This is a genomic window from Chromobacterium sp. ATCC 53434 (assembly GCF_002848345.1).
GTDB lineage: Bacteria > Pseudomonadota > Gammaproteobacteria > Burkholderiales > Chromobacteriaceae > Chromobacterium.
Genome location: NZ_CP025429.1, coordinates 3,423,075 through 3,444,367, shown reverse-complemented (window position 1 = coordinate 3,444,367; position 21,293 = coordinate 3,423,075). Strand labels below are relative to the sequence as shown.

At 64.9% G+C, this 21,293-nt stretch carries 15 protein-coding genes and 3 pseudogenes; 8 read left to right on the top strand and 10 right to left on the bottom strand.

All coding sequences use genetic code 11. The annotated features are described in order from the left end of the window. Positions 1-77: 77 nt before the first annotated feature. Positions 78-1,202: an agmatine/peptidylarginine deiminase gene (locus tag CXB49_RS15200; RefSeq protein WP_101709191.1), complete on the bottom strand. Its 1,125-nt coding sequence runs from the start codon at positions 1,200-1,202 to the stop codon at positions 78-80. A gap of 132 nt (positions 1,203-1,334) precedes the next feature. On the opposite strand from CXB49_RS15200, the gene CXB49_RS15195 reads away from it, so the two are divergent. Continuing rightward, positions 1,335-2,279 (top strand): LysR family transcriptional regulator, encoded by a 945-nt coding sequence (locus tag CXB49_RS15195; protein WP_101709190.1) that lies wholly within the window; start codon positions 1,335-1,337, stop codon positions 2,277-2,279. 131 nt (positions 2,280-2,410) lie between these two features. Here the strand turns inward: CXB49_RS15195 and CXB49_RS24145 are convergent. The 9 genes and pseudogenes from CXB49_RS24145 to CXB49_RS15155 form a co-directional block, all read right to left on the bottom strand. Further along, a pseudogene (locus CXB49_RS24145) lies at positions 2,411-3,592 on the bottom strand (PLP-dependent aminotransferase family protein); the annotation flags it as partial. Positions 3,593-3,611: 19 nt separating this feature from the next. Next, positions 3,612-4,952, bottom strand: coding sequence for a cytochrome c oxidase accessory protein CcoG (gene ccoG / locus CXB49_RS15185; RefSeq protein WP_101709188.1), 1,341 nt, complete (start codon positions 4,950-4,952; stop codon positions 3,612-3,614). Positions 4,953-5,088: 136 nt separating this feature from the next. After that, positions 5,089-5,703: a methyl-accepting chemotaxis protein gene (locus CXB49_RS24140; protein WP_233492820.1), complete on the bottom strand. Its 615-nt coding sequence runs from the start codon at positions 5,701-5,703 to the stop codon at positions 5,089-5,091. 49 nt (positions 5,704-5,752) lie between these two features. After that, positions 5,753-6,364, bottom strand: a pseudogene (locus CXB49_RS24470) (PAS domain-containing protein); the annotation flags it as partial. Between the two features lie 244 nt (positions 6,365-6,608). Continuing rightward, entirely contained in the window at positions 6,609-7,238 is a 630-nt protein-coding gene (locus tag CXB49_RS15175; RefSeq protein WP_101709187.1) for a MarC family protein, read from the bottom strand. Positions 7,239-7,373: 135 nt separating this feature from the next. Beyond that, the gene (gene dapE / locus CXB49_RS15170) at positions 7,374-8,507 is read right to left on the bottom strand and encodes a succinyl-diaminopimelate desuccinylase (protein WP_101709186.1); all 1,134 of its coding nucleotides are present in this window, start codon (positions 8,505-8,507) and stop codon (positions 7,374-7,376) included. Continuing rightward, entirely contained in the window at positions 8,504-8,854 is a 351-nt protein-coding gene (locus CXB49_RS15165) for an arsenate reductase (protein ID WP_101709185.1), read from the bottom strand. The genes dapE and CXB49_RS15165 overlap by 4 nt, the downstream gene beginning before the upstream one ends. A 9-nt stretch (positions 8,855-8,863) precedes the next feature. Then, positions 8,864-9,967 (bottom strand): PilT/PilU family type 4a pilus ATPase, encoded by a 1,104-nt coding sequence (locus tag CXB49_RS15160; RefSeq protein ID WP_255409613.1) that lies wholly within the window; start codon positions 9,965-9,967, stop codon positions 8,864-8,866. A 148-nt stretch (positions 9,968-10,115) separates the two neighbouring features. Next, a pseudogene (locus CXB49_RS15155) lies at positions 10,116-11,797 on the bottom strand (long-chain-fatty-acid--CoA ligase). Between the two features lie 307 nt (positions 11,798-12,104). Between CXB49_RS15155 and rimP the strand changes: the two are divergent. From rimP to pnp, 7 genes are all read left to right on the top strand, one after another. Further along, positions 12,105-12,530, top strand: coding sequence for a ribosome maturation factor RimP (rimP, locus tag CXB49_RS15150; protein ID WP_101709183.1), 426 nt, complete (start codon positions 12,105-12,107; stop codon positions 12,528-12,530). Between the two features lie 51 nt (positions 12,531-12,581). Beyond that, positions 12,582-14,060 carry a transcription termination factor NusA gene (nusA, locus tag CXB49_RS15145; protein WP_101709182.1) on the top strand — a complete coding sequence of 493 codons (1,479 nt, stop codon included), beginning with the start codon at positions 12,582-12,584 and terminating at the stop codon, positions 14,058-14,060. A 39-nt stretch (positions 14,061-14,099) separates the two neighbouring features. Further along, positions 14,100-16,994: a translation initiation factor IF-2 gene (gene infB / locus CXB49_RS15140; protein ID WP_101709181.1), complete on the top strand. Its 2,895-nt coding sequence runs from the start codon at positions 14,100-14,102 to the stop codon at positions 16,992-16,994. Between the two features lie 170 nt (positions 16,995-17,164). Further along, a complete protein-coding gene (gene rbfA, locus CXB49_RS15135) occupies positions 17,165-17,584 on the top strand; it encodes a 30S ribosome-binding factor RbfA (RefSeq protein WP_101709180.1) in 420 nt (139 codons plus the stop codon). After that, positions 17,581-18,504, top strand: a complete 924-nt coding sequence (gene truB / locus CXB49_RS15130; RefSeq protein WP_101709179.1) for a tRNA pseudouridine(55) synthase TruB — start codon at positions 17,581-17,583, stop codon at positions 18,502-18,504. The genes rbfA and truB overlap by 4 nt, the downstream gene beginning before the upstream one ends. A 92-nt stretch (positions 18,505-18,596) precedes the next feature. Beyond that, entirely contained in the window at positions 18,597-18,866 is a 270-nt protein-coding gene (rpsO, locus tag CXB49_RS15125) for a 30S ribosomal protein S15 (RefSeq protein WP_101709178.1), read from the top strand. A 195-nt stretch (positions 18,867-19,061) separates the two neighbouring features. Then, the gene (gene pnp, locus CXB49_RS15120; protein ID WP_199406701.1) at positions 19,062-21,206 is read left to right on the top strand and encodes a polyribonucleotide nucleotidyltransferase; all 2,145 of its coding nucleotides are present in this window, start codon (positions 19,062-19,064) and stop codon (positions 21,204-21,206) included. Positions 21,207-21,293: the final 87 nt, after the last annotated feature.

The following is a 21,293-nucleotide window of genomic DNA, read 5'->3' as shown; positions in this document are numbered from 1 at the left end:
TCCCTGCCGCCGGGCAGCCCCGGCAATGAAAATTATCATCCGCGCAGCGGATGCAAGGCTGTGAAAAGGATGGGCTATCAGGCTGGCTGCTGCTGCGTCGTGCAGTGTATGCCGCCGCCGCCGGCCGCCACCGCGTCGATGTCCAGCTGGACGATTTCGCGGTCCGGGAACTGCTCGCGCAGGATGGCGCGGCAGTTGGCGTCGGCCGCCGCGTCGCCGAACTGCGGCGCGATCACCGCGCCGTTGCAGACGTAGAAATTGACGTAGCCGGCGGCGAACTCGCGGTTTTCGAATCGCGGCCGCACGCTGGACGGCCCCTCCAGCACCACCACGTCCAGCGGCCGTCCGCGCGCGTCGCGGGCGGCGCGCAGCAGCTCCAGATGGCGCCGCGTCACCGCGTAATCGTATGACGACGGGTCGCCGTCCAGCCCGGCGATCACCACGCCGGGGCGGACGAAGCGGGCGTAGAAGTCGGTGTGGCCGTCGGTGATGTCGCGGCCGGCGACGCCGGGCAGCCAGATCACCTTGTCTATGCCGAGCAGGCGCTTCAGTTCGGCCTCGCAGGCGGCCTTGCCTACGCCGGGGTTGCGGTTGCGATTGAGCACGCAGCTTTCTGTGACGATGGCGGTGCCGTCGCCGTCCACTTCCAGTCCGCCGCCTTCCAGGATCAGCGAGCTCGCCAAGAGCGGCCGGCCCAGCCGCGCGCAGACCGCCGCCGCGACCTTGGCGTCGCGGTCGTGGGCCTGCTTGCCGCCCCAACCGTTGAAGTTGAAGCCGACGCCGGCGGCGCGTCCCCGGCCGTCTCGGACGAAGACCGGGCCGGTATCGCGCATCCACAGATCGTCCAGCGGCTGTGCGATCAGCTGCACGCCGTCGCCGCACAGCCGGCGCGCCAGTTCCATCTCGTTCTCCGGCGCCAGCATGCGGACTGGCTCGAAGGCCGAGATCGCGCCGGCGATGGCGGCCAGGTTCTGCCGGACCGGGCCCAGCAGGCGGCCGCCCCAGATGGCCTCGCGCGCGCCGAAGGCCATCCAGGTCGCCGCGTGCCGCTCGCCCTCGTCCGGCATGCGCCAGCCGGTCGCGGCTTGGCGGTCTTGGCGCGGCGGGGCGGAGGGGGCCGCTTCGGCGGACAGGCAGCCGCCCAGCAGCATGGCGCTGCCGGACAGCAGGGAGGCTTGTTGCAGAAAACGGCGTCGGTTCATTGTCGGCTCCGGTGGGGCGGCGGATCGGCGCCGCCTGTTTATCAAATAGACCGCGTCATTGTCCGTGGTGGCCGCTGATTTGAAAATTGATGATAATTGCCCTGATTAATCAACTTTTCTCATGATTCGTTTATGCGCATTCCTTCGCTGAAACTGCTGCTGGGTTTCGAGGCCGCCGCCCGGCACGGCAATTTTTCCCGCGCGGCGGACGAGCTCTGCCTGTCGCAATCGGCCATCAGCCATCAGGTGCAGCAATTGGAGCAGCAACTGGGGCAGCCGCTGTTCCGCCGGGTGGGCCGCGGCGTCGAGCTGACGGTGGCCGGCGAGGTGCTGCAGCAAAGCGTCAGGCGGGCGCTGGACAATCTGGAGGGCGGCTTGGGCCGGATCGCCGGCTATATGGATCCGGGCCTGGTGGTGCTGGTCTGTCCGGCCGCGGTGGCGCAGGGCTGGCTGCAGCCCAGGCTGGACGCCTTGCGCCGGCGCCTGCCGGCCTTGAGCCTGCTGCTGTCCACCGACGAGAGCGCGCGTTTCGTCGACGAGGTCGACGTGGACATCGTGATCGCCGACCGGCCGCTGCAGCAGCCCGGCGTCGCCGAGCGCCGCTGGCTCGCCGACGAATGGATAGTGGCCGCGGCGCCGCAGTTGGCGCGGACGCTGGAGGCGGCGCCGCCGGCCGAGCATGCCGGTCGGGCCGGCCTGCTGTGCCTGGAGGACGGCTTCACCGACGCGCGGGCCGGCGCCTTGTTGCGCGGCCATCTGGCCGGATTCCGTCGCACGGGCATCTACGACGATGCCCGGCTGTTGCTGGACGCGGCGCTGCGCGGACACGGCGTGGCCTGTCTGCCGGCCCTGCTGGCCGACGAGGCCCTGGCCGACGGAAGGCTGGTCCGCCTGTCCGGCTATCCGTCGGCGCCGGGCGCGCAGTATTGGCTGGCGCGGGCGGACGGCGAAGCGCGCGCCGCCATCGTCGCCTCGGTGGCCGATTGGCTGATCGAGGAGGCCGGACTCAGTCGCCGGCCAGCGTCCGTCTGGGCCAGCATAGCGACGCCGTTGTGCTGTTGCAGCGGGTCGAAATAGCTGAAATTGAGCCGCATCGCGTTCAGGCGCGGCTGGTTGTCGCGGAAGAACAGCGGCGCCGGCGCATAATGTATTCCCTGCTGTATCGCCTGCGGCAGCCGGCCGCGGCAGTCGCTGCCTTCCGGCAGTTCCAGCCACAGGAAATAACCGCCTTGCGGCGTGATCAGGCGGGAGGAGGGCAGATGCTGCTCCAACTGCTGGCTCAGCGCCAGCCAGTTGGCCTGCAGCCGGCTGCGCAGCAGGCTCAGCATGTCTTCGTGCTGGCCGCCGGCCAACAGCCGGGACAGCGCCATCTGGCTGGGCAGCGGCGTCGACAGCGAGCTGCACAGCTTCAGTCCGACGATGCTGTCGCGGTAGCGGCCGGCGGCGATCCAGCCGACGCGGTAGCCCGGCGCCAGCGATTTGCTGAACGACGAGCAGTGCAGCACGCTGCCTTTCTGGTCGAAGGCCTTCAGCGGCAGCGGCGCGCTCTCGCCGAAGTACAGCTCGCGGTAGGTGTCGTCCTCGATCACCGGCAGCCTGTGGCGGTCGGCCAGCTCCAGCAGCGCCTGCTTGTCGGCGTCGCTCATCGTCAGGCCGGTCGGGTGCTGGAAGTTGGCCATCGCCAGGATGGCGGCCGGCTGGTGCTGGATGACCAGCTGTTCCAGCCGAGCCAGGTCCAGCGCTTGGCCGGGCGGCGTCGCCAGCGTGTGGGCGGCGATGCCCAGCTGTTCCAACTGGTCGAACAGCGCCGGGAAGGCCGGCGTCAGCACCAGCATCGCCTGGCTGCCGGACAGCTTGCTGACCGCCCGTATCGCCAGGTTCAGCGCCTCCATGCCGCCGCAGGTGACCAATAGCTCGTCGCCGTCCAGCTCCACGCCCTGCGCCAGATAGCGCAGCGTCAGCTCGCGGCGCAGGCCCTCGTAGCCGGTGTTGGCGTTGCCGGACAGCGCGTAGCGATAGTCGCGCAGCGCGCGGGTCAGCGCGCGGTTCAGCGGCGTGGTGTTGATCAGCGCCGGGTTCATGTAGGGGCAGCCCCAGGGCATAGGCAGCGCGCTGGTCAGATGCTCGATGCGGATGCCGCTGCCGTCGCCGCCCTGCAGCAGGCTGCCCGGCAACGGGTTGTGGCGCGACAGCACGCGAAAGCCCGAGCGCGGCAGCGCCTCGATCAGGCCCAGCTTCTCCAGCTCCGCGTAGGCGCGCTGCGCGGTGGTGATGCTGATCTTGTGATCCTGGCACACCTTGCGCAGCGACGGCATGCGGTCGCCGGCGCGCAGATGGCCCTGTTCTATCGCGTTGCGGAAGCGTTGGCTCAGTTGGCCGGTCTTGTTCATGTGGTTCGTTCCTGCCGCCTCATTCGCCGATGAAGCTGGATTTTTCCCGTATGGTGACGTCATCGCCCAACGAGCGTATCACGAAGTGGATGGTGTGGGCGCCGCGCGTGGCGTGCTCGGGGTCGGCCTGTACCCGTACCGCGACGGTTTCGGTCTGCGCCGGTTTGACGGCGACGATCTGGCCCGGCTGCTCCAGCCGGATGCCGGGCAGGCCGTCCACGTCCAGCCGGTAGCGCTGCGGCTGTTCGGTGGTGTTGATCAGCCGCAGGTTGTAGCGGTTCTGCAGCATGCCATCGTCGGTCTGTTCGACCAGGCTGGCGCGGTCGCGCAGCACGTCCACCTTGAACGGCTTTTTCAGCACCAGGGCGGTGGTGGACAGCATGATGATGCCGGCCAGCAGGCAGGAGTAGACCGCCACGCGGGGCCGGTGCAGCGAACGCGCCGGGGCCGGCTTGCCCTGCAGCGCCTGGGCGCTGGTGTAGCGTATCAGCCCGCGCGGCGACTTCAGCTTGTCCATCACCTGGTCGCAGGCGTCGATACAGGCGGCGCAGCCTATGCACTCGTATTGCAGGCCGTGGCGGATGTCGATGCCGGTCGGGCAGACCTGCACGCAGATGCCGCAGTCTATGCAGCCCTTGACCGGCTCTTCGCTGCGCGCCTGCGCCTTGCCGCGCGGCTCGCCGCGTTTCTCGTCGTAGGAAATGACCAGGGTGTGGTCGTCGAACATCGCGCCCTGGAAGCGGGCGTACGGGCACATGTGCAGGCAGACCTTCTCGCGCAGCACGCCGGCCAGGAGCCAGGTGAAGCCGGCGTAGAACAGCGTCCAGAACAGATCCCACGGCCCCATGTCCAGCACTGCCAGCTCGCGCATCGGCGTGAAATAGCCGACGAAGGTCAGGCCGGTCCACAGCGAGAAACTCAGCATCAGCAGCTGGTTCAGGCCTTTCTTGGCGTACTTGCCGACGCTGGCCGGCGCCGCGTCCAGCCGGCGGCGGGCGATGTGGTCGCCCAGCGTCAGTCGTTCTATCCAGATCATGATCTGGGTGTACACAGTTTGCGGGCAGCTGTAGCCGCACCATAGCCGGCCGGCCAGCGTGGTCCACAGGAACAGACCCAGCGCGCACACCACCAGCAGCGCCGCCAGGTAGATGAAGTCCTGCGGCCACAGGCTGATGCCGAAAATCAGGAAGTGGTGCTCGGCCAGATTGAAGTGAACGGCCTGGCGGCCGTTCCATTGCAGCCACGGCACCCCGAAGAACACCAGTTGGGTGACGACGACCATCGCGACCCGCAGATTGTTGAAGCGGCCGCTGGTGAGGCGGGGGTAGATTTTGATCGGTTTGCTGTCGGGCTTGGACATGGCTGCCACCACGTTATGAGGATGGCTATTTTTACTGCCGACCATCAGTACAAACAATGCACAGACCAAGATGAAAATATGTATACAGATTTGACTGTATACCTACAGCCGGGCGCCCGGCGCCCGGCGGCCCGCCTCAGTTCCCCGGATGCGTTTTGTCCATGGCCATGGACTGGACCGCGGAGAAGTGGTTGACGACGTCGGCCAGCTGCGAGGTGCTGCTGCGTATCTGTTCGATCGAGTGGCTGGCCTCGCTGGCGTGTTCCTCGCCTTTCTGGGCCTTGACCAACATCTCGTGGATGCTCTCGGTGGCGTTGCCGGTGCCGTTCTTGATGTCGTCTATCATCTCCGTCACCTCCTTGGTGGAGGAACTGGTGCGTTCGGCCAGCTTGCGCACTTCGTCGGCCACCACGGCGAAGCCGCGGCCCTGCTCGCCGGCCCGCGCCGCCTCGATCGCCGCGTTCAGCGCCAACAGATTGGTCTGGTCGGCGATCTCGTGGATGGTGTTGACGATGGTGGTGATGCGGCTGGTCTTCTGCTCCAGGTCTTCTATCAGCCGCGCCGATTGTCCGGCGCTGTCGGCGATCACGCTCATCGCCTGTATGGTGTCGCGGATCACCTGCTGGCCGTCGTTGGAGGCGCTGTCCGACGCCGCCGACAGCCGGTGGGCCTCCTGCACCAGGCGCAGATCCTGTTGCCGGGCGGTCTCCTGGTCGGTGATGTCGGCGGCGAACTTGATGACCTTGAACACCACGCCCTCGTCGTCGAAGACCGGATTTGTAGCTGGCCTCCAGCCAGACCGGCCGGCCCGACTTGTGCACGCGCTCGAAGCGGCCGTTGACGAAGACGCCCTGTTTCAGTTGCTTCCACAGGTGCTCGTAGGCGGGGCTGCGCACGAAGTCGGCTGGGCAGAAGATCCGGTGGTGCTTGCCGATGATTTCCTCGGCGGTATAGCCGGTGGCGCCGAGGAAGTTGGCGTTGGCGGTCTGGATGACGCCGTCCGGGGTGAATTCGATGACGGCCATCGAGCGATCGACCGCCTTCATGATGTTTCTCGCCTCATGGGCGATATCGACCTCGCGGGTGACGTCCATCGCGAATTTGAGCACCTTGACCACCTGGCCGTGCTTGTCGTAGATCGGGTTGTAGCTGGCCTCCAGCCAGACGGTGCGGCCGTCCTTGGCGAGGCGCTTGAACTGGTCCTTGATGAAGCCCCCGGTGCGCAGCACCTGCCAGAAGGCCTGGTATTCCTGGCTGGCGGCGAAATGCGGCTGACAGAACATCCTGTGGTGCTTGCCGATGATTTCGTCGGAGGTGTAGCCCATGGTCTGCTCGAAATTGGAATTGGCCGAGATGATGGTGCCGTCCGGGCTGAATTCTATGATGGCCGTCGACTTGCTCAGCGCGTCCATCACGTTTTGCTGGTTCTCCAGTTGGACCAGAGCGTTCTGTAAATTGGATTTCAGTTTATGGTCGAACATCTTGGCATCCTCGCGGGATAGGGATGGTCCGGAAGGCAGATGTGCTTCCGCTTATTCGGTGTATGAAAGATGAGTGATATTAGTCAAGGTGAGTATCGGCGAAAGCCAGGTTTTCCGCCGGGAAATGCATGGATGGCCTGTTGGAAAAACGACGCAGCGGCCCGGGCCGCGTCGTTCAGCGCGTCAGTTGCGGAAACAGCCGGTAGAGGCCGTCGACGATGATTTCCACCGAGACCGCCGCCAGCAGCATGCCCATCACCCGGTTGACGATGTTGATGCCGGTCTGTCCTAGCAGCCGGGTCAGCGGCGTGGCCAGCGTCAGCGCGCCGTAGCAGGTGATGGCCACCAGCAGGCTGCTGACCAGCAGATAGACCACCTGCAGCCAGGAGTGGGCGGTGGTGGCGTAGATGATGACAGTGGAGATGGTGCCGGGGCCGGTCATCAGCGGGATGGCCATCGGCACCACGGCGATATTGGTCTTGCCGCCGGCTTCCTCGCGCTCCTGCTTGGTGGTCTTGGTCGGTCCGGGCTTGGCGTTCATCAGCGCGATGGCGATCAGCATCAACAAGATGCCGCCGCCGACCTGGAACGAGCCTATGCTGATGCCGAGAAAGCGCAGCAGGGTCTGGCCGACGATGGCGAACAGGCACATCACCACCGCCACCGCGATGGCGGTGGTCTGGGCGATTTTCTGCCTTTCCTCCTGGCTGGCGCTGGGCGTCAGGCTGATGAAGATGGGGATGGCGCCCAGCGGGTTGACCAGCACCAGCAGCGCGATGAAGATTTTTGCGATTTCGATTTCCATGACGAGGAAGCTTACCTGTTCGTTCGGTCCGCAACATTCGGCGGGGAGACGCAAACAACCATGGTTGCGCCAAGGGCATCGCAATATAAAAAAACCGGCGTCGCCGCCGGTTTCAGCATAGCGGAGCGCGCTCGCTCACGCCCTGGCCAGCAATCGCTCCAGCGTCAGGCGGTAGATGTCGGCCAGCGGTTCGATGTCGGCCACTTCCACGCACTCGTTCAGCTTGTGTATGGTGGCGTTGACCGGGCCGAACTCCACCAGCTCGCGCGCGATGCGCTTGATGAAGCGGCCGTCGGAGGTGCCGCCGGTCGTTGACAGCTCGGCCCTGGCGTCGGCGACTTCGGCGATAGCCTGGGCCAAGGCCTCGGTCAGCGCGCCCGGCGGCGTGATGAACGGCAGGCCGGACAGCTGCCAGTGCAGCTCGTAGCCCAGGCCGTGCTTGTCCAGTATCCGGCAGACCCTCTCCTTCAGGCTGTCGGCGCTGCTTTCCGGCGAAAAACGGAAATTGAACCACAGGTCGCAGTGGCCGGGGATGACATTGGTCGCGCCGGTGCCGGCCTGGATGTTGGACACCTGCCAGCTGGTCGGCGGGAAGAAGTCGTTGCCGTCGTCCCAGCGGGTGGCGGCCAGCTCCGCCAGCGCCGGCGCCATCAGGTGGATCGGGTTCTGCGCCAGTTGCGGGTAGGCGATGTGGCCCTGGATGCCGTGGACGATCAGCCGGCCGGACAGCGAGCCGCGGCGGCCGTTCTTGATGGTGTCGCCAAGGCGCGTCTCCGATGTCGGCTCGCCGACGATGCAGTAGTCCACCGTCTCGCCGCGCGCCTCCAGCGCGTCGACGACCTTGACGGTGCCGTCCACCGCCACGCCTTCCTCGTCCGAGGTGATCAACAGCGCCAGCGAACCGGCGTGGTCCGGATGTTCGGCGACGAAGCGCTCGCAGGCGGTGACGAAGGCGGCCAGCGAGGCCTTCATATCGGCGGCGCCGCGGCCGTACAGCAGGCCGCCGCGGACGGTGGGCTCGAACGGCGGGCTGTCCCATTTCTCCAAGGGACCGGTCGGCACCACGTCGGTGTGCCCGGCGAAGCAGAACACCGGACCGGCGTCGCCCCTGCGCGCCCAGAAGTTGTCGACGTCGCCGTGGCGCATCTTCTCCACCTTGAAGCCTATCGCCTCCAGGCGGTCTATCATCAGCGCCTGGCAACCTTCGTCGCGCGGCGTGACGGAGTCGCGGCGTATCAGCTCGCGGGCCAGATCCAGCGTCGCGCTCATAGGCCGAAGCGCTCCGCCCAGTCCGCCTCGGAGAAGCCGACGCCGACCTTGCCGTCCCATTCCAGCACCGGGCGCTTGATTACCGAGGTCTGCTCGCGCATCAGCGCGATCGCGCCGTCCTGGGTGTCGGCGGCGGCCTTGCTGTCGTCCGGCAGCGCGCGCCAGGTGGTGCCCTGGCGGTTGACCAGCTTGGCCAGCGGCACCTGCGCGGTCCAGGCCTGCAGCCGCGCGGCGTCTATGCCCTGTTTCTTGAAGTCGTGGAAAACGTAGTCGATGCCGTTGTCGGCCAACCATTGGCGGGCCTTTTTCACGGTGCTGCAGTTGGGGATGCCGTACAAGGTAATCATCGGGTGGGTTTACAAGTCCAGTTTGATGCTGTCGAAGCTGGCCGCGCTGTCGGGGCCAGGTTTGGGTTTCGCCGCCGTGCTGTCGCCGGCCTGGTTGACCAGCCAGTACAGATTAGTCGGCGAGTCGGCGTGCCGCAGCGCCTCGTCCAGGCTGATCCGTCCGGCTTTGTGCAACTGGAACAGCGCCTGTTCGAAGGTCTGCGCGCCATCGCTCATGCTGCTCTCGATGGCCTCCTTGATTTTGTCTATCTCTCCGGTTCGAATCAACTCCGAAATGTGCGGCGTGTTCAGCATCAGCTCCACCGCCGGCACCCGGCCGCCGTCCGATGTCGGCACCAGCCGCTGCGACACCACCGCGCGCAGCGCGGCCGACAGGTCCATCAGCAGCGAGTTTCGGCTCTCCGGCGGAAAGAAATTGATGACCCGGTTCAGCATGTGATAGCTGTTGTTGCCGTGCAGCGTGGAGATGCACAGATGGCCGGACTGGGCGTAGGCCAGCGCCTGGGTCAGCGTCTCGGCGTCGCGGATCTCGCCTATCATCAGCACGTCCGGCGCCTCGCGCATCGCGTTCTTCAGCGCGCGGGCGTAGGACAGGGTGTCGAAACCGACCTCGCGCTGGTTGACGATGGACTTGTCGTGCCGGTACAGGAACTCGATCGGGTCCTCCACCGTCAGGATGTGGCCCTTCATGCTCTGGTTGCGGGTCTGCAGCATCGCCGCCACCGTCGAGCTCTTGCCGGAGCCGGTGGAGCCGACGACGAGGATCAGGCCGCGTTTTTGCCTGGCTAGATCGCCGAGCAGCGGCGGCAGCTGCAATTCGTCCAGCGACGGGATGCTGGGCACGATGTAGCGCACCACCATGCCGACCGAGCCGCGCTGCCAGAAGATATTGACGCGAAAGCTGCCGAGGCCGGGCACCGGATGGCCCAGGTTCATCTCGCGTTCGCTTTCGAAGACCGCCGCCTCCTCCTCGCTCATCAGGCTGTAGGCCAGTTGTTTCACCATGTCGGCGGTGAGCGGCTTGTCGTTGACCGGCGTCAGTTCACCGTCCAGCTTCAGCATCGGCGGCGAGAAGCTGGTCATGAACAGGTCGCTGGCCTTTTTTTCGGCCATCAGCTTGAAAAACGGCAGCATCAGCATCGATCCATCCTTCGGGGCGGGAAAGTCTGCATTCAGTGTAGCCGTCGGGCTCCGCTCGCGCGGCCGATAAAAAAACCGCCGCCCGGCGGGGGGCGGCGGCTTGGGCCGGAGATGGCGTCGCTCAGCCGTGCTTGGCGGCTTCCTCGTCGCGCAGCGCGCGGCGCAGGATCTTGCCGACATTGGTCTTCGGCAGCTCGCTGCGGAACTCGACCAGCTTCGGCACCTTGTAGCCGGTCTCAGGTTTTCGCGGCAGTAGCGGATGACGTCCTTGTCGGTCAGCGCCGGGTTCTTCTTGACGACGAAGACCTTGACCACTTCGCCGGACTTCTCGTCCGGCACGCCGATGCAGGCCACCTCGAGCACATCGGGGTGGCCGGCGACCACGTCCTCGATCTCGTTCGGATAGACGTTGAAGCCGGACACCAGGATCATGTCCTTCTTGCGGTCCACCAGCTTGACGAAGCCTTCCGGCGTCACCATCGCCATGTCGCCGGTGGCGAGGAAGCCGTCGGCGCCCAGCACCTTGGCGGTCTCGTCCGGACGGTTCCAGTAGCCGCGCATCACCTGCGGGCCGCGTATGCACAACTCGCCCTGTTCGCCCTGCGCCACCGGCTTGCCTTCCGCGTCGCGGATTTCGATCTCGGTGGACGACACCGGCAGGCCTATGGTGCCGTTGTACTCCGGCAGATTCATCGGATTGATGCACGCGGCCGGGCTGGTTTCGGTCAGGCCGTAGGCTTCGACCAGCGGCACGCCGGTGACGGCCTGCCATTTGTCGGCCACCGCCTTCTGCACCGCCATGCCGCCGCCCAGCGTCAGCCGCCAGGTGGAGAAGTCCAGCGTGGCGAATTCCGGATTGTTGACCAGGGCGTTGAACAGCGTGTTGACGCCGGTGATGCAGGTGATCGGATACTTGCGCAGCTCCTTGACGAAGCCGGGGATGTCGCGCGGATTGGTGATCAGCACGTTCAGCGCGCCCATCTCGATGAAGACCATCAGGTTCGCGGTCAGCGAGAAGATGTGGTACAGCGGCAGCGCGGTGACGATGACTTCCTGCCCCTCGCGCACCAGCGTGCCGACCCAGGCGCTGGCCTGCAACATGTTGGCGACGATGTTGCGATGCAGCAGTTCAGCGCCCTTGGCGACGCCGGTGGTGCCGCCGGTGTATTGCAGGAAGGCGATGTCCTCGTGGCCCAGCGCGATCTTGTCGTAGGGCCTGGCGGCGCCGGCGGACAGCGCGTCGTTGAAGCGGACGTGGCCGGGCAGGTGCCACGGCGGCACCATCTTCTTCACCTTGCGCACGACGAAGTTGACCAGCGCGCCCTTGGCGAAGCCCAGCAGATCGCCGATGGAGGCGACCACCACGTTCTTGATCCGGGTGCGCGGCAGCACTTGTTCCAGCACGCCGGCGAAATTCTCCAGGATGACGATGGTTTCGGCGCCGGCGTCCTTCAGCTGGTGTTCCAGCTCGCGCGGCGTGTACAGCGGATTGACGTTGACCACCACGCCGCCGGCGCGCAGCGTGCCGAAGATGGTGATCGGGTATTGCAGCAGATTGGGCATCATCACGGCGACGCGGTCGCCTTTCTTCAGGCCCAGCTTGTGCTGCAGGAAGGAGGCGAATTGTCCGCTGAGCGCGTCCAGCTGCGCGTAGCTGAGTTGCTTGCCCATATTGGCGAGGGCGGGGCGGTCGCCGAACTTCGCTATGCTGCGGTCGAACACTTCCGTGACCGACTGGAACTGATTGATGTCGATCTCGTGAGGCACCCCAGCCTGGTAGTTTTTAAGCCACACCTTATCCATAAATCCGGGTTTCTCCGTCGTGCGGGTTTTAGCGAGCATCGCCCCGGCGGAGCCGGTGGCGAATCGGTTTAGCGGTTCGCTGTTTTTTTAGTCGTTGTCTTGGCGGCCCGTGGCCGCTGCGCTCAAACTCGAGGTTTGATTCGCGGTAATGTACCGTAACTGAAATGCTCTCGCAAAATTGTCTGGCATAGGCGCGTGGGGTCCTCGGGACGGGTGGGGCGGCAGGTTTTCTTTTTTGCGGGAATAGGTTACAATCGCAGCGGTTAGGGATGGGCGTTTCGCCCATTTTTTATTTGTGGAAAAAGCAATGGATGTTCGTTTGCTGCTGGAAAACACCCTGCAGGGTCTCGGCTACGAGTTGGTCGACTTTGAAATGACCCCAGGTGGCGGTTTTCGCGTGTTTATCGACAAGCCCGGTGGCATCACCGTGGAAGACTGCGTCTTGGTGAGCAATCACCTGACCCGGCTGTTCATGGTCGAGAACGTGAACTACGAACGGCTGGAGGTCTCTTCGCCGGGCTTGGATCGCCCTTTGAAGAAAGAAGCCGATTTTGTCCGCTTCGCCGGTCAGCTCGCCAAGGTCAAGACGCGGATGCCGATCGAGCAGCAGAAGAAGTTTATCGGTCGTCTTGCCGGGGTCGAGGATGGCTCCGTGAAGCTGGATGTAGATGGCCGCATCGTGGTGATTCCGTTCGCCAACATCGACAAGGCCCGTATCGAGCCTGAGTTTTGATGTCTGGACGGCGATAGCCCACGCAAAAGGACAAAATTCGGAGAGGAATGCATGAGTCGCGAGATTTTGTTGCTGGTGGATGCCCTGGCGAGCGAGAAGAATGTCAGCAAGGACGTGGTTTTTTCCGCCCTTGAGATGGCGCTTGCCTCGGCCACCAAGAAAAAGTTTACCGATGACGAGATGGATGTGCGCGTCGAAATCGACCGCTACACCGGTCAGTACCAGACCTTCCGCCGCTGGATGGTGGTGGAGGACGAGCTGCTGGAGTCCGAAAGCAAGGAAATCGGCCTGATCGACGCTCGCGAACGCGATCCTCGCATCGAGCTGGGCGCTTTCATCGAAGAACAGATGGAAGCGGTCGAGTTCGGCCGCATCGGCGCGCAGACCGCGAAGCAGGTGATCCTGCAGCGCATCCGCGACGCCGAGCGCGAACAGTTGCTGAACGAATTCCTGCAGCGCCGCGAGCATCTGGTGATGGGCACCATCAAGCGCATCGAGCGCGGCAATGCCATCGTCGAATGCGGCAAGCTGGAAGCAGTGCTGCCGCGCGACCAGATGATTCCGAAGGAAAACCTGCGCGTGGGCGACCGCGTCAAGGCCTATCTGCTGCGCATCGACCGCCAGGGCCGCGGCCCGCAACTGATCCTGTCGCGCACCGCGCCGGAATTCCTGGTCAAGCTGTTCGAGCTGGAAGTGCCGGAGATCGACGAGGGCATGCTGGAAATCCGCGCCGCCGTGCGCGACCCGGGCATGCGCGCCAAGATCGCCGTCAAGGCCAACGACGCCCGCATCGACCCACAGGGCACCTGCATCGGCATGCGCGGTTCGCGCGTGCAGGCGGTGACCCAGGAGCTGGCCGGCGAGCGCGTCGACATCGTGTTGTGGGCGCCGGAACCGGCCCAGTTCGTGATCAACGCGCTGTCGCCGGCCGAAGTCAGCCGCATCATGGTCGACGAAGACAATCACAGCATGGATGTGATCGTCGAGGAAGAGCAACTGGCGCTGGCCATCGGCCGCAGCGGCCAGAACGTCAAGCTTGCCGCCGAGTTGACCGGCTGGTACTTGAACATCATGACTGTGTCCGAGGCGGAAGAGAAGCATGAAGCCGAGGACGCCGCGCTGCGTCAGCTGTTTGCCAGCGCGTTGAGCATCGACGAAGACACCGCCGCCAAGCTGGTGAGCGAGGGCTTCGCCGCGCTGGAAGAAGTGGCCTATGTGCCGCTGGAAGAAATGCTGGAAATCGAAGGCTTCAACGAGGAGCTGGTGGGCGAGCTGCGTAGCCGCGCCCGTGATGCGCTCCTGACGCAGGCTATCGCGTCCGAAGAACAGGTCGAGAACGTATCCGACGACTTGAAGGACGTGGAAGGCCTGGATGCCGAGCTGGTTCGCAAGCTGGCCGCAGGCGGCGTGGCCACCCGCGACGATCTGGCCGACCTGGCCGTTGACGATCTGGTGGACATGACCGGCATGGAAGCGGAAGCTGCACGCGCCATCATCATGAAGGCGCGCGAACACTGGTTTAACCAGTAAGGCTTTCTCGGGAAGTATTTACGGAATTTGGGAAGACGCATGGTTTTGACGAATGTAAAACAATTTGCCAGCGAGATGAATCTCACCCCCGAGCGCCTGCTGGAACAGCTGCGCGCCGCCGGTGTGAGCAAGCGCTCGTCGGATGACACCCTATCGGCGCAAGACAAGTCCCAGCTCCTGGACTACCTGAAACGCTCGCACGGCGCTCGCGAGGACAGCGGTATCACGCTGACCCGCAAGTCCACGTCCGAGGTGAAGAAGGCTGACGGCGGCACCGTGACGGTGGAGACGCGCAAGAAGCGTGTCGTGGCGCGCCCTGAGGACGCCCCGCGCGTCGAGGCCGCCAAACCGGCCGAGCCGGCGCCCGTCGCCGCGCCGGTGGTGGAAGCCAAGCCGGAGCCGAAACCGGAGCCGAAGGTCGAGATCAAGCCGGAGCCGAAGCCCGAGCCCAAGGTAGAGGTCAAGCCCGAGCCGAAGCCGGAGCCGAAGGTCGAGGCCAAGCCGGAACCGAAGCCGGCGGTCCGTCCGACCGTCGCTTCCATCCTGACGCCGGAAGAAATCGCCGCCCGCGAAGCGGAAGAAAAGCGTCAGGCGGCGTTCCGCGCCCGTCAAGAAGCGCTGATGCGCGAAAAAATCGAACGCGAAGAGCGCCGTCAGGCCGCCAAGCTGGCCGCATCGCAGCCGGCCCCGGTGGTCGAGGCGCCGCGCGCTCCGGAACCGGCGCGCGAAGAGCGTGGCCCGCGTCCGGCAGGCGACAACCGCGGCCCGCGCCCGGCTGGCGACAACCGTGGCCCGCGTCCGGCAGGCGACAACCGTGGCCCGCGTCCGGCTGGCGACAACCGCGGCCCGCGCCCGGCTGGCGACAACCGTGGTCCGCGTCCGGCTGGCGACAACCGTGGCCCGCGCCCGGCAGGCGACAACCGCGGCCCGCGCCCGGCAGCGCCTGGCGTGCCTGGCGCTCCGGCGATTCCGGCTACCGTTGCCGGTCGTCCCGATGCGAAGAAGGGCGGCGGCGGCAAGAAGGGCGGCGATCGCTGGGACGACAACAAGAAGGGCGGCCGCGGTCTGAAGACCAAGGGCGGCGACGCCGGCAATGACTGGAAGTCCCGCGGCGGCAAGGGCCGGCACAAGCAGGGCAACAACCAGCACGCTTTCCAGACCCCGACCGAGCCTATCATCCATGAGGTTCTGGTGCCGGAAACCATCACCGTGGCCGAACTGGCCCACAAGATGGCGGTGAAGGCGGTTGAAGTGATCAAGGCCCTGATGAAGATGGGCATGATGGTCACCATCAACCAGGTGCTGGACCAGGAAACCGCGATGATCGTCGTGGAAGAGATGGGCCACAAGCCGAAGGCTGCCCAAGCGGATGATCCGGAAGCCTATCTGGACGTGACCGACGGCGCGACCGTCGAAGTCGTCGAGCAGTCGCGTTCCCCGGTGGTGACCGTGATGGGTCACGTCGACCACGGCAAGACCTCGCTGCTGGACTACATCCGCCGCGCCAAGGTCGCCGCGGGCGAAGCCGGCGGCATCACGCAGCACATCGGCGCCTACCACGTGGAAACCCCGCGCGGCATGATCACCTTCCTCGATACCCCGGGTCACGAAGCGTTTACCGCGATGCGTGCCCGTGGCGCCAAGGCCACCGACATCGTCGTGCTGGTGGTGGCGGCCGACGACGGCGTGATGCCGCAGACGATCGAGGCGATCCACCACGCCAAGGCCGCCAAGGTGCCTATCGTGGTTGCGGTCAACAAGATCGACAAGGTCGGCGCCAACATCGAGCGCATCCGCCAGGAACTGGTGGCGCACGAAGTGGTGCCGGAAGACTGGGGCGGCGATACCCAGTTCGTCGAAGTGTCCGCCAAGATGGGCACCAATATCGACGGGCTGCTGGAAGCCATCCTGCTGCAGGCTGAAGTGCTGGAGCTGAAGGCTCCGGTCGATTCGCTGGCCAAGGGCATCATCGTCGAGGCCCGCCTCGACAAGGGCCGCGGTCCGGTCGCCACGCTGCTGGTTCAGTCCGGCACGCTGAAGAAGGGCGACGTGGTGCTGGCTGGCACGGCATTCGGCCGCGTCCGCGCGATGATGGACGAAAACGGCAAGGCCATCGATGCAGCCGGTCCGGCCATCCCGGTGGAAATCCTGGGTCTGTCCGACGTGCCGCAGGCCGGCGAAGACACCATGGTTCTGGCCGACGAGAAGAAGGCGCGTGAAATCGCCCTGTTCCGCGCCGGCAAGTTCCGCGACGTGCGTCTGGCCAAGCAGCAGGCTTCCAAGCTGGAAAACATGTTCGCCCAGATGACCGAAGGCGAAGTGCAGACGCTGTCGCTGATCATCAAGGCCGACGTGCAAGGTTCGTACGAAGCGCTGGCCGGCAGCCTGCAGAAGTTGTCCACCGACGAAGTGCGCGTCAGCATCCTGCACTCCGGCGTGGGCGGCATCTCGGAATCGGACATCAACCTGGCGATCGCGTCCAAGGCCATCGTGATCGGCTTCAACACCCGCTCCGACGCCGCCGCGCGCAAGCTGGCCGAGAACGAAGGCGTCGACATCCGTTACTACAGCATCATCTACGATGCGGTGGACGAGGTGAAGGCCGCGCTGTCCGGCATGCTGGCTCCGGAGAAGAAGGAGCAGGTACTGGGCACCGTCGAGATCCGTCAGGTGATCACGGTTTCCAAGGTTGGCAACATCGCCGGTTGTATGGTGACCGACGGCATGATCAAGCGCTCCGCTTCGGTCCGTCTGATCCGCAACCACGTGGTGGTGCATACCGGCGAACTGGAATCGCTGAAGCGCTTCAAGGACGACGTGAAGGAAGTCAAGCAGGGCTACGAATGCGGCCTGATGCTGAAGAACTTCAACGACATCCAGGAAGGCGACCAGCTGGAAGCGTTCGAGATCGTGGAAGTCGCGCGTTCCCTGTAATCGGGACGCCAGGGGCGGGTGCAACGTCGGCCGGATGGCCGGCGGGCGCTCGCCCTTTTTCGCATACGCGCCGCGAAATGCCTCCCGTTGCGGGAGCGGGCTTCGCGGCTTGCGGCTGAAGAGCCTGTTTACGAGGCTATAAGGGCCGCTAGAACAGAACTGGAAGTGACATGGCCAAAGCCAAAAAAGGTTTTTCCCGCTCGGACCGCATCGCCGAGCAGATCCAGCGCGAGCTGGCCGAACTGACCCGCAAGGGCCTGAAGGACCCGCGCGCCGGCTGGATCACCATCACCGCGGTCGAAGTGACCCGCGACTACTCGCACGCCAAGATCTATTACACGGTGATGGTCGATACCACCCGCGAGGCCACCCAGGAGGCGCTGGAAAGCTCCGCCGGCTATCTGCGCAACGAGCTGGGCCGCGCGATCAAGATCTTCAGCATCCCGCAGCTGCATTTCGTCTACGACGACTCGGTCGAGCGCGGCATGCACCTGACCAGCCTGATCAGCCAGGTGGCGCGCGACGACGCCGAGAAATTCGGCGAGGCGTCGGCCGACGGCGAGAGCGCGGACAAGGGCGCGGCCGAATGAGCAAGCCGCGCAGCAACCGGCGCCGCATCGACGGCGTGCTGCTGATCGACAAGCCCTACGATATCTCCAGCAACAACGCACTGCAGAAGGCGCGCTGGCTGCTGAACGCCGCCAAGGCCGGCCACACAGGCGTGCTCGATCCGCTGGCCACCGGCCTGCTGCCGGTATGCCTGGGCGAGGCGACCAAGTTCTCCTCGTATCTGCTGGACGCCGACAAGGGCTATCGCGCGACGGTGAAGTTCGGCGCGGTGACGACGACCGGCGACATCGAGGGCGAGGTGGTGTCCGAGCGGCCGGTCGCCTTCGACCGCGAGGCGCTGCTGGCCGAGATGGCGCGCTTCACCGGCGAGATCAGCCAGGTGCCGCCGATGTATTCGGCGCTGAAGCATCAGGGCAAACCGTTGTACGAATACGCCCGCGCCGGCATAGAAGTGCCGCGCGAGGCGCGCCAGGTCGCCATCCGCAAGCTGGAGCTGATCAGTTTCGACGGCGATGTCGCGGTGATGGACGTGTTGTGCAGCAAGGGCACCTATATCCGGACCCTGGCTTGCGATATCGGCGAAGCGCTCGGCTGCGGCGCCCACTTGACCGGCCTGCGCCGCACCGCCACCGGCGGTTTCGGACTGGACGAGGCGCATCAGCTGGCCGAGCTGGAAACGCTGGACATGCCGGGCCGAGAGGCGAAGCTGCTGTCGGCCGACGTGCTGGTGGCGCATTTCCCGCCGCTGGAGCTGAGCGACGACGAGATCGGCAAGTTTATGCATGGCCAGCCCGTGCGTTTTGAACAAAAGTGTGAGAAAATACAGCGTTTCCGGGTGTATCAACAGTCCACCCGGAGATTCGTGGGGCTGGGAGAGGCGCGCGGCGATGGCCGCCTGCATCCCATCCGGCTCCTGGCGGAACAGGCGGAAACGCCCTGATTCGCCGCTTACCGAAGTGTGGAATGGGTTGGGTTTTCCGGCTCGCCGCACTTGTCGGGTTTTCAAACCCCTATTGAAACGGAGTAATCCAAATGGCAATGACCGCCGCTCAAAAAGCAGAAATCGTTAAAGGCTACCAACGCGCTGAAGGCGACACCGGTTCGTCCGAAGTGCAGGTTGCCCTGCTGACCGCACGCATCAACGACCTGACCCCGCACTTCAAGGCCAACACCAAGGACCACCACAGCCGTCGTGGTCTGCTGAAGCTGGTTAGCCGTCGTCGCCGTCTGCTGGACTACCTGAAGCGTACCGACGCTGATAGCTACCGCGCGCTGATCACCCGTCTGGGCCTGCGCAAGTAATCGGTATACGGTTCTGAAAAAGTCGCAGTTCGCTGCGACTTTTTCACGCCGGCAGTACCGCGAGTTTTATTGTTGTGACAACGGGGGGAGCCTCTACAAATTCCGATCTACGCCGCAGGTCAGAATTTTTAGGGGTTCCCGTTGTTTTTTCCGGCTCGCGAATTTCAATCATCGAACCAAGATAGGGAAACCCTCGTGTTCAATAAGATCACCAAAACCTTCCAGTACGGCAATCAAACCGTCACCCTGGAAACCGGTGAAGTCGCCCGCCAGGCGTCCGGTTCCGTAGTCGTCACCGTCGACGACACCGTCGTCATGGTTAGCGTGGTTGGCGGCAAGAACGTCAAGCCGGGCCAGGATTTCTTCCCGCTGACCGTCGACTACCTGGAGCGTACCTACGCCGCCGGCAAGATCCCGGGCGGCTTCTTCAAGCGCGAAGGCAAGCAGTCCGAGAAGGAAGTGCTGACCAGCCGCCTGATCGACCGTCCGATCCGCCCGCTGTTCCCGGCCGGCTTCTACCATGACGTGCAAATCGTCGCCACCGTCGTGTCGCTGAATCCGGAAGTGGATTCCGACATCCCGGCGATGATCGGCGCCTCCGCCGCGCTGGCGATCTCCGGCCTGCCGTTCGCCGGCCCGATCGGCGCCGCCCGCGTCGGTTACGCCAATGGCGAATACATCCTGAACCCGACCCGCAGCCAGCTGGCCACGTCCGAAATGGATCTGGTGGTGGCCGGCACCCAGCGCGCGGTGCTGATGGTCGAGTCCGAAGCCAAGGAACTGTCGGAAGCCGTGATGCTGGGCGCCGTGGTCTTCGGTCACGACCAGATGCAGGCCGCGATCAAGGCCATCAACGAACTGGCCGACGAAGTGAACCCGGTGATGTTCGACTGGGCCGCTCCGAGCAAGGACGAGGCGCTGGTCGCCCAGATCCGCGGCATCGCCGGCGAGAAGCTGGCCGAAGCCTTCCGTCTGCGTCAGAAGCAAGCCCGCACCGTGGCGATCAATGAAGCTTGGGACGCCGTCAAGGCCGGCCTGATCAACGAGGAAACCGACACGCTGAAGGCCAACGAGATCAAGGGCATCTTCAAGGACCTGGAAGCGGAGATCGTGCGCGGCCAGATCCTGGCTGGCGACGCCCGCATCGACGGCCGCGATACCCGCACCGTTCGTCCTATCAGCATCCGCAGCAACGTGCTGCCGCGCACCCACGGTTCGGCGCTGTTCACCCGCGGCGAAACCCAGGCGCTGGTCGTGACCACGTTGGGCACCAAGCAGGATGAGCAGATCATCGACGCGCTGGCCGGCGAATACACCGAGCGCTTCATGCTGCATTACAACTTCCCGCCGTACTCGACCGGCGAAGCCGGCCGCATGGGCCCGCCGAAGCGCCGCGAAATCGGCCACGGCCGCCTGGCCAAGCGCGCGCTGGTCGCGGTGCTGCCGCCGGAAGACGAATTCGGCTACTCGATGCGCGTCGTGTCCGAGATCACCGAATCCAACGGCTCCTCGTCGATGGCTTCCGTGTGCGGCGGCTGCCTGTCGCTGCTGTCCGCCGGCGTGCCGCTGAAGGCGCACGTGGCCGGCATCGCCATGGGCCTGATCCTGGAAGGCAACCGCTTCGCGGTGCTGACCGACATCCTCGGCGACGAAGATCACCTGGGCGACATGGACTTCAAGGTGGCCGGTTCGGCCACCGGCGTGACCGCGCTGCAGATGGACATCAAGATTCAGGGCATCACCAAGGAAATCATGCAGGTCGCGCTGGACCAGGCCAAGGAAGGCCGCATGCACATCCTGGGCCTGATGAAGGAAGCCGTTGACGGTCCGCAAGAACTGTCCGCCCACGCTCCGCGCCTGTACGTGATGAAGATCAACCCGGAGAAAATCCGCGAAGTGATCGGCAAGGGCGGCGAAACCATCCGCTCGATCACCAAGGACACCGGCTGCGAGATCAACATCGAGGAAGACGGCACCATCACCATCGCTTCGGTCAGCAACGAGGGCGCGGAAGCGGCCAAGAAGCGCATCGAAGAGATCACCGTCGAAGTCGAAGTGGGCAAGGTCTACGAAGGCACCGTGGTCAAGATCCTCGACAACAACGTCGGCGCCATCGTTTCCATCCTGCCGGGCAAGGATGGCCTGGTGCACATCTCGCAGATCGCCAACGAGCGCATCAAGAATGTGTCCGACTATCTGAAGGAAGGCCAGGTCGTCAAGGTCAAGGCCATCGAAATGGACGACCGCGGCCGCATCCGCCTGTCGATCAAGGCCCTGCTGGAAGAGGAAGCCAAGACCGCCAAGGATACCGCTGAATCGTTCGGCCTGAAGGCTCAGTAATCCTTTTCGCCCTCGGGCGACGATGGATGGCGAACCCCCGCTTCGGCGGGGGTTTTGTTTTGGGTGCTTCGGCTTCGCGTTCCGCTC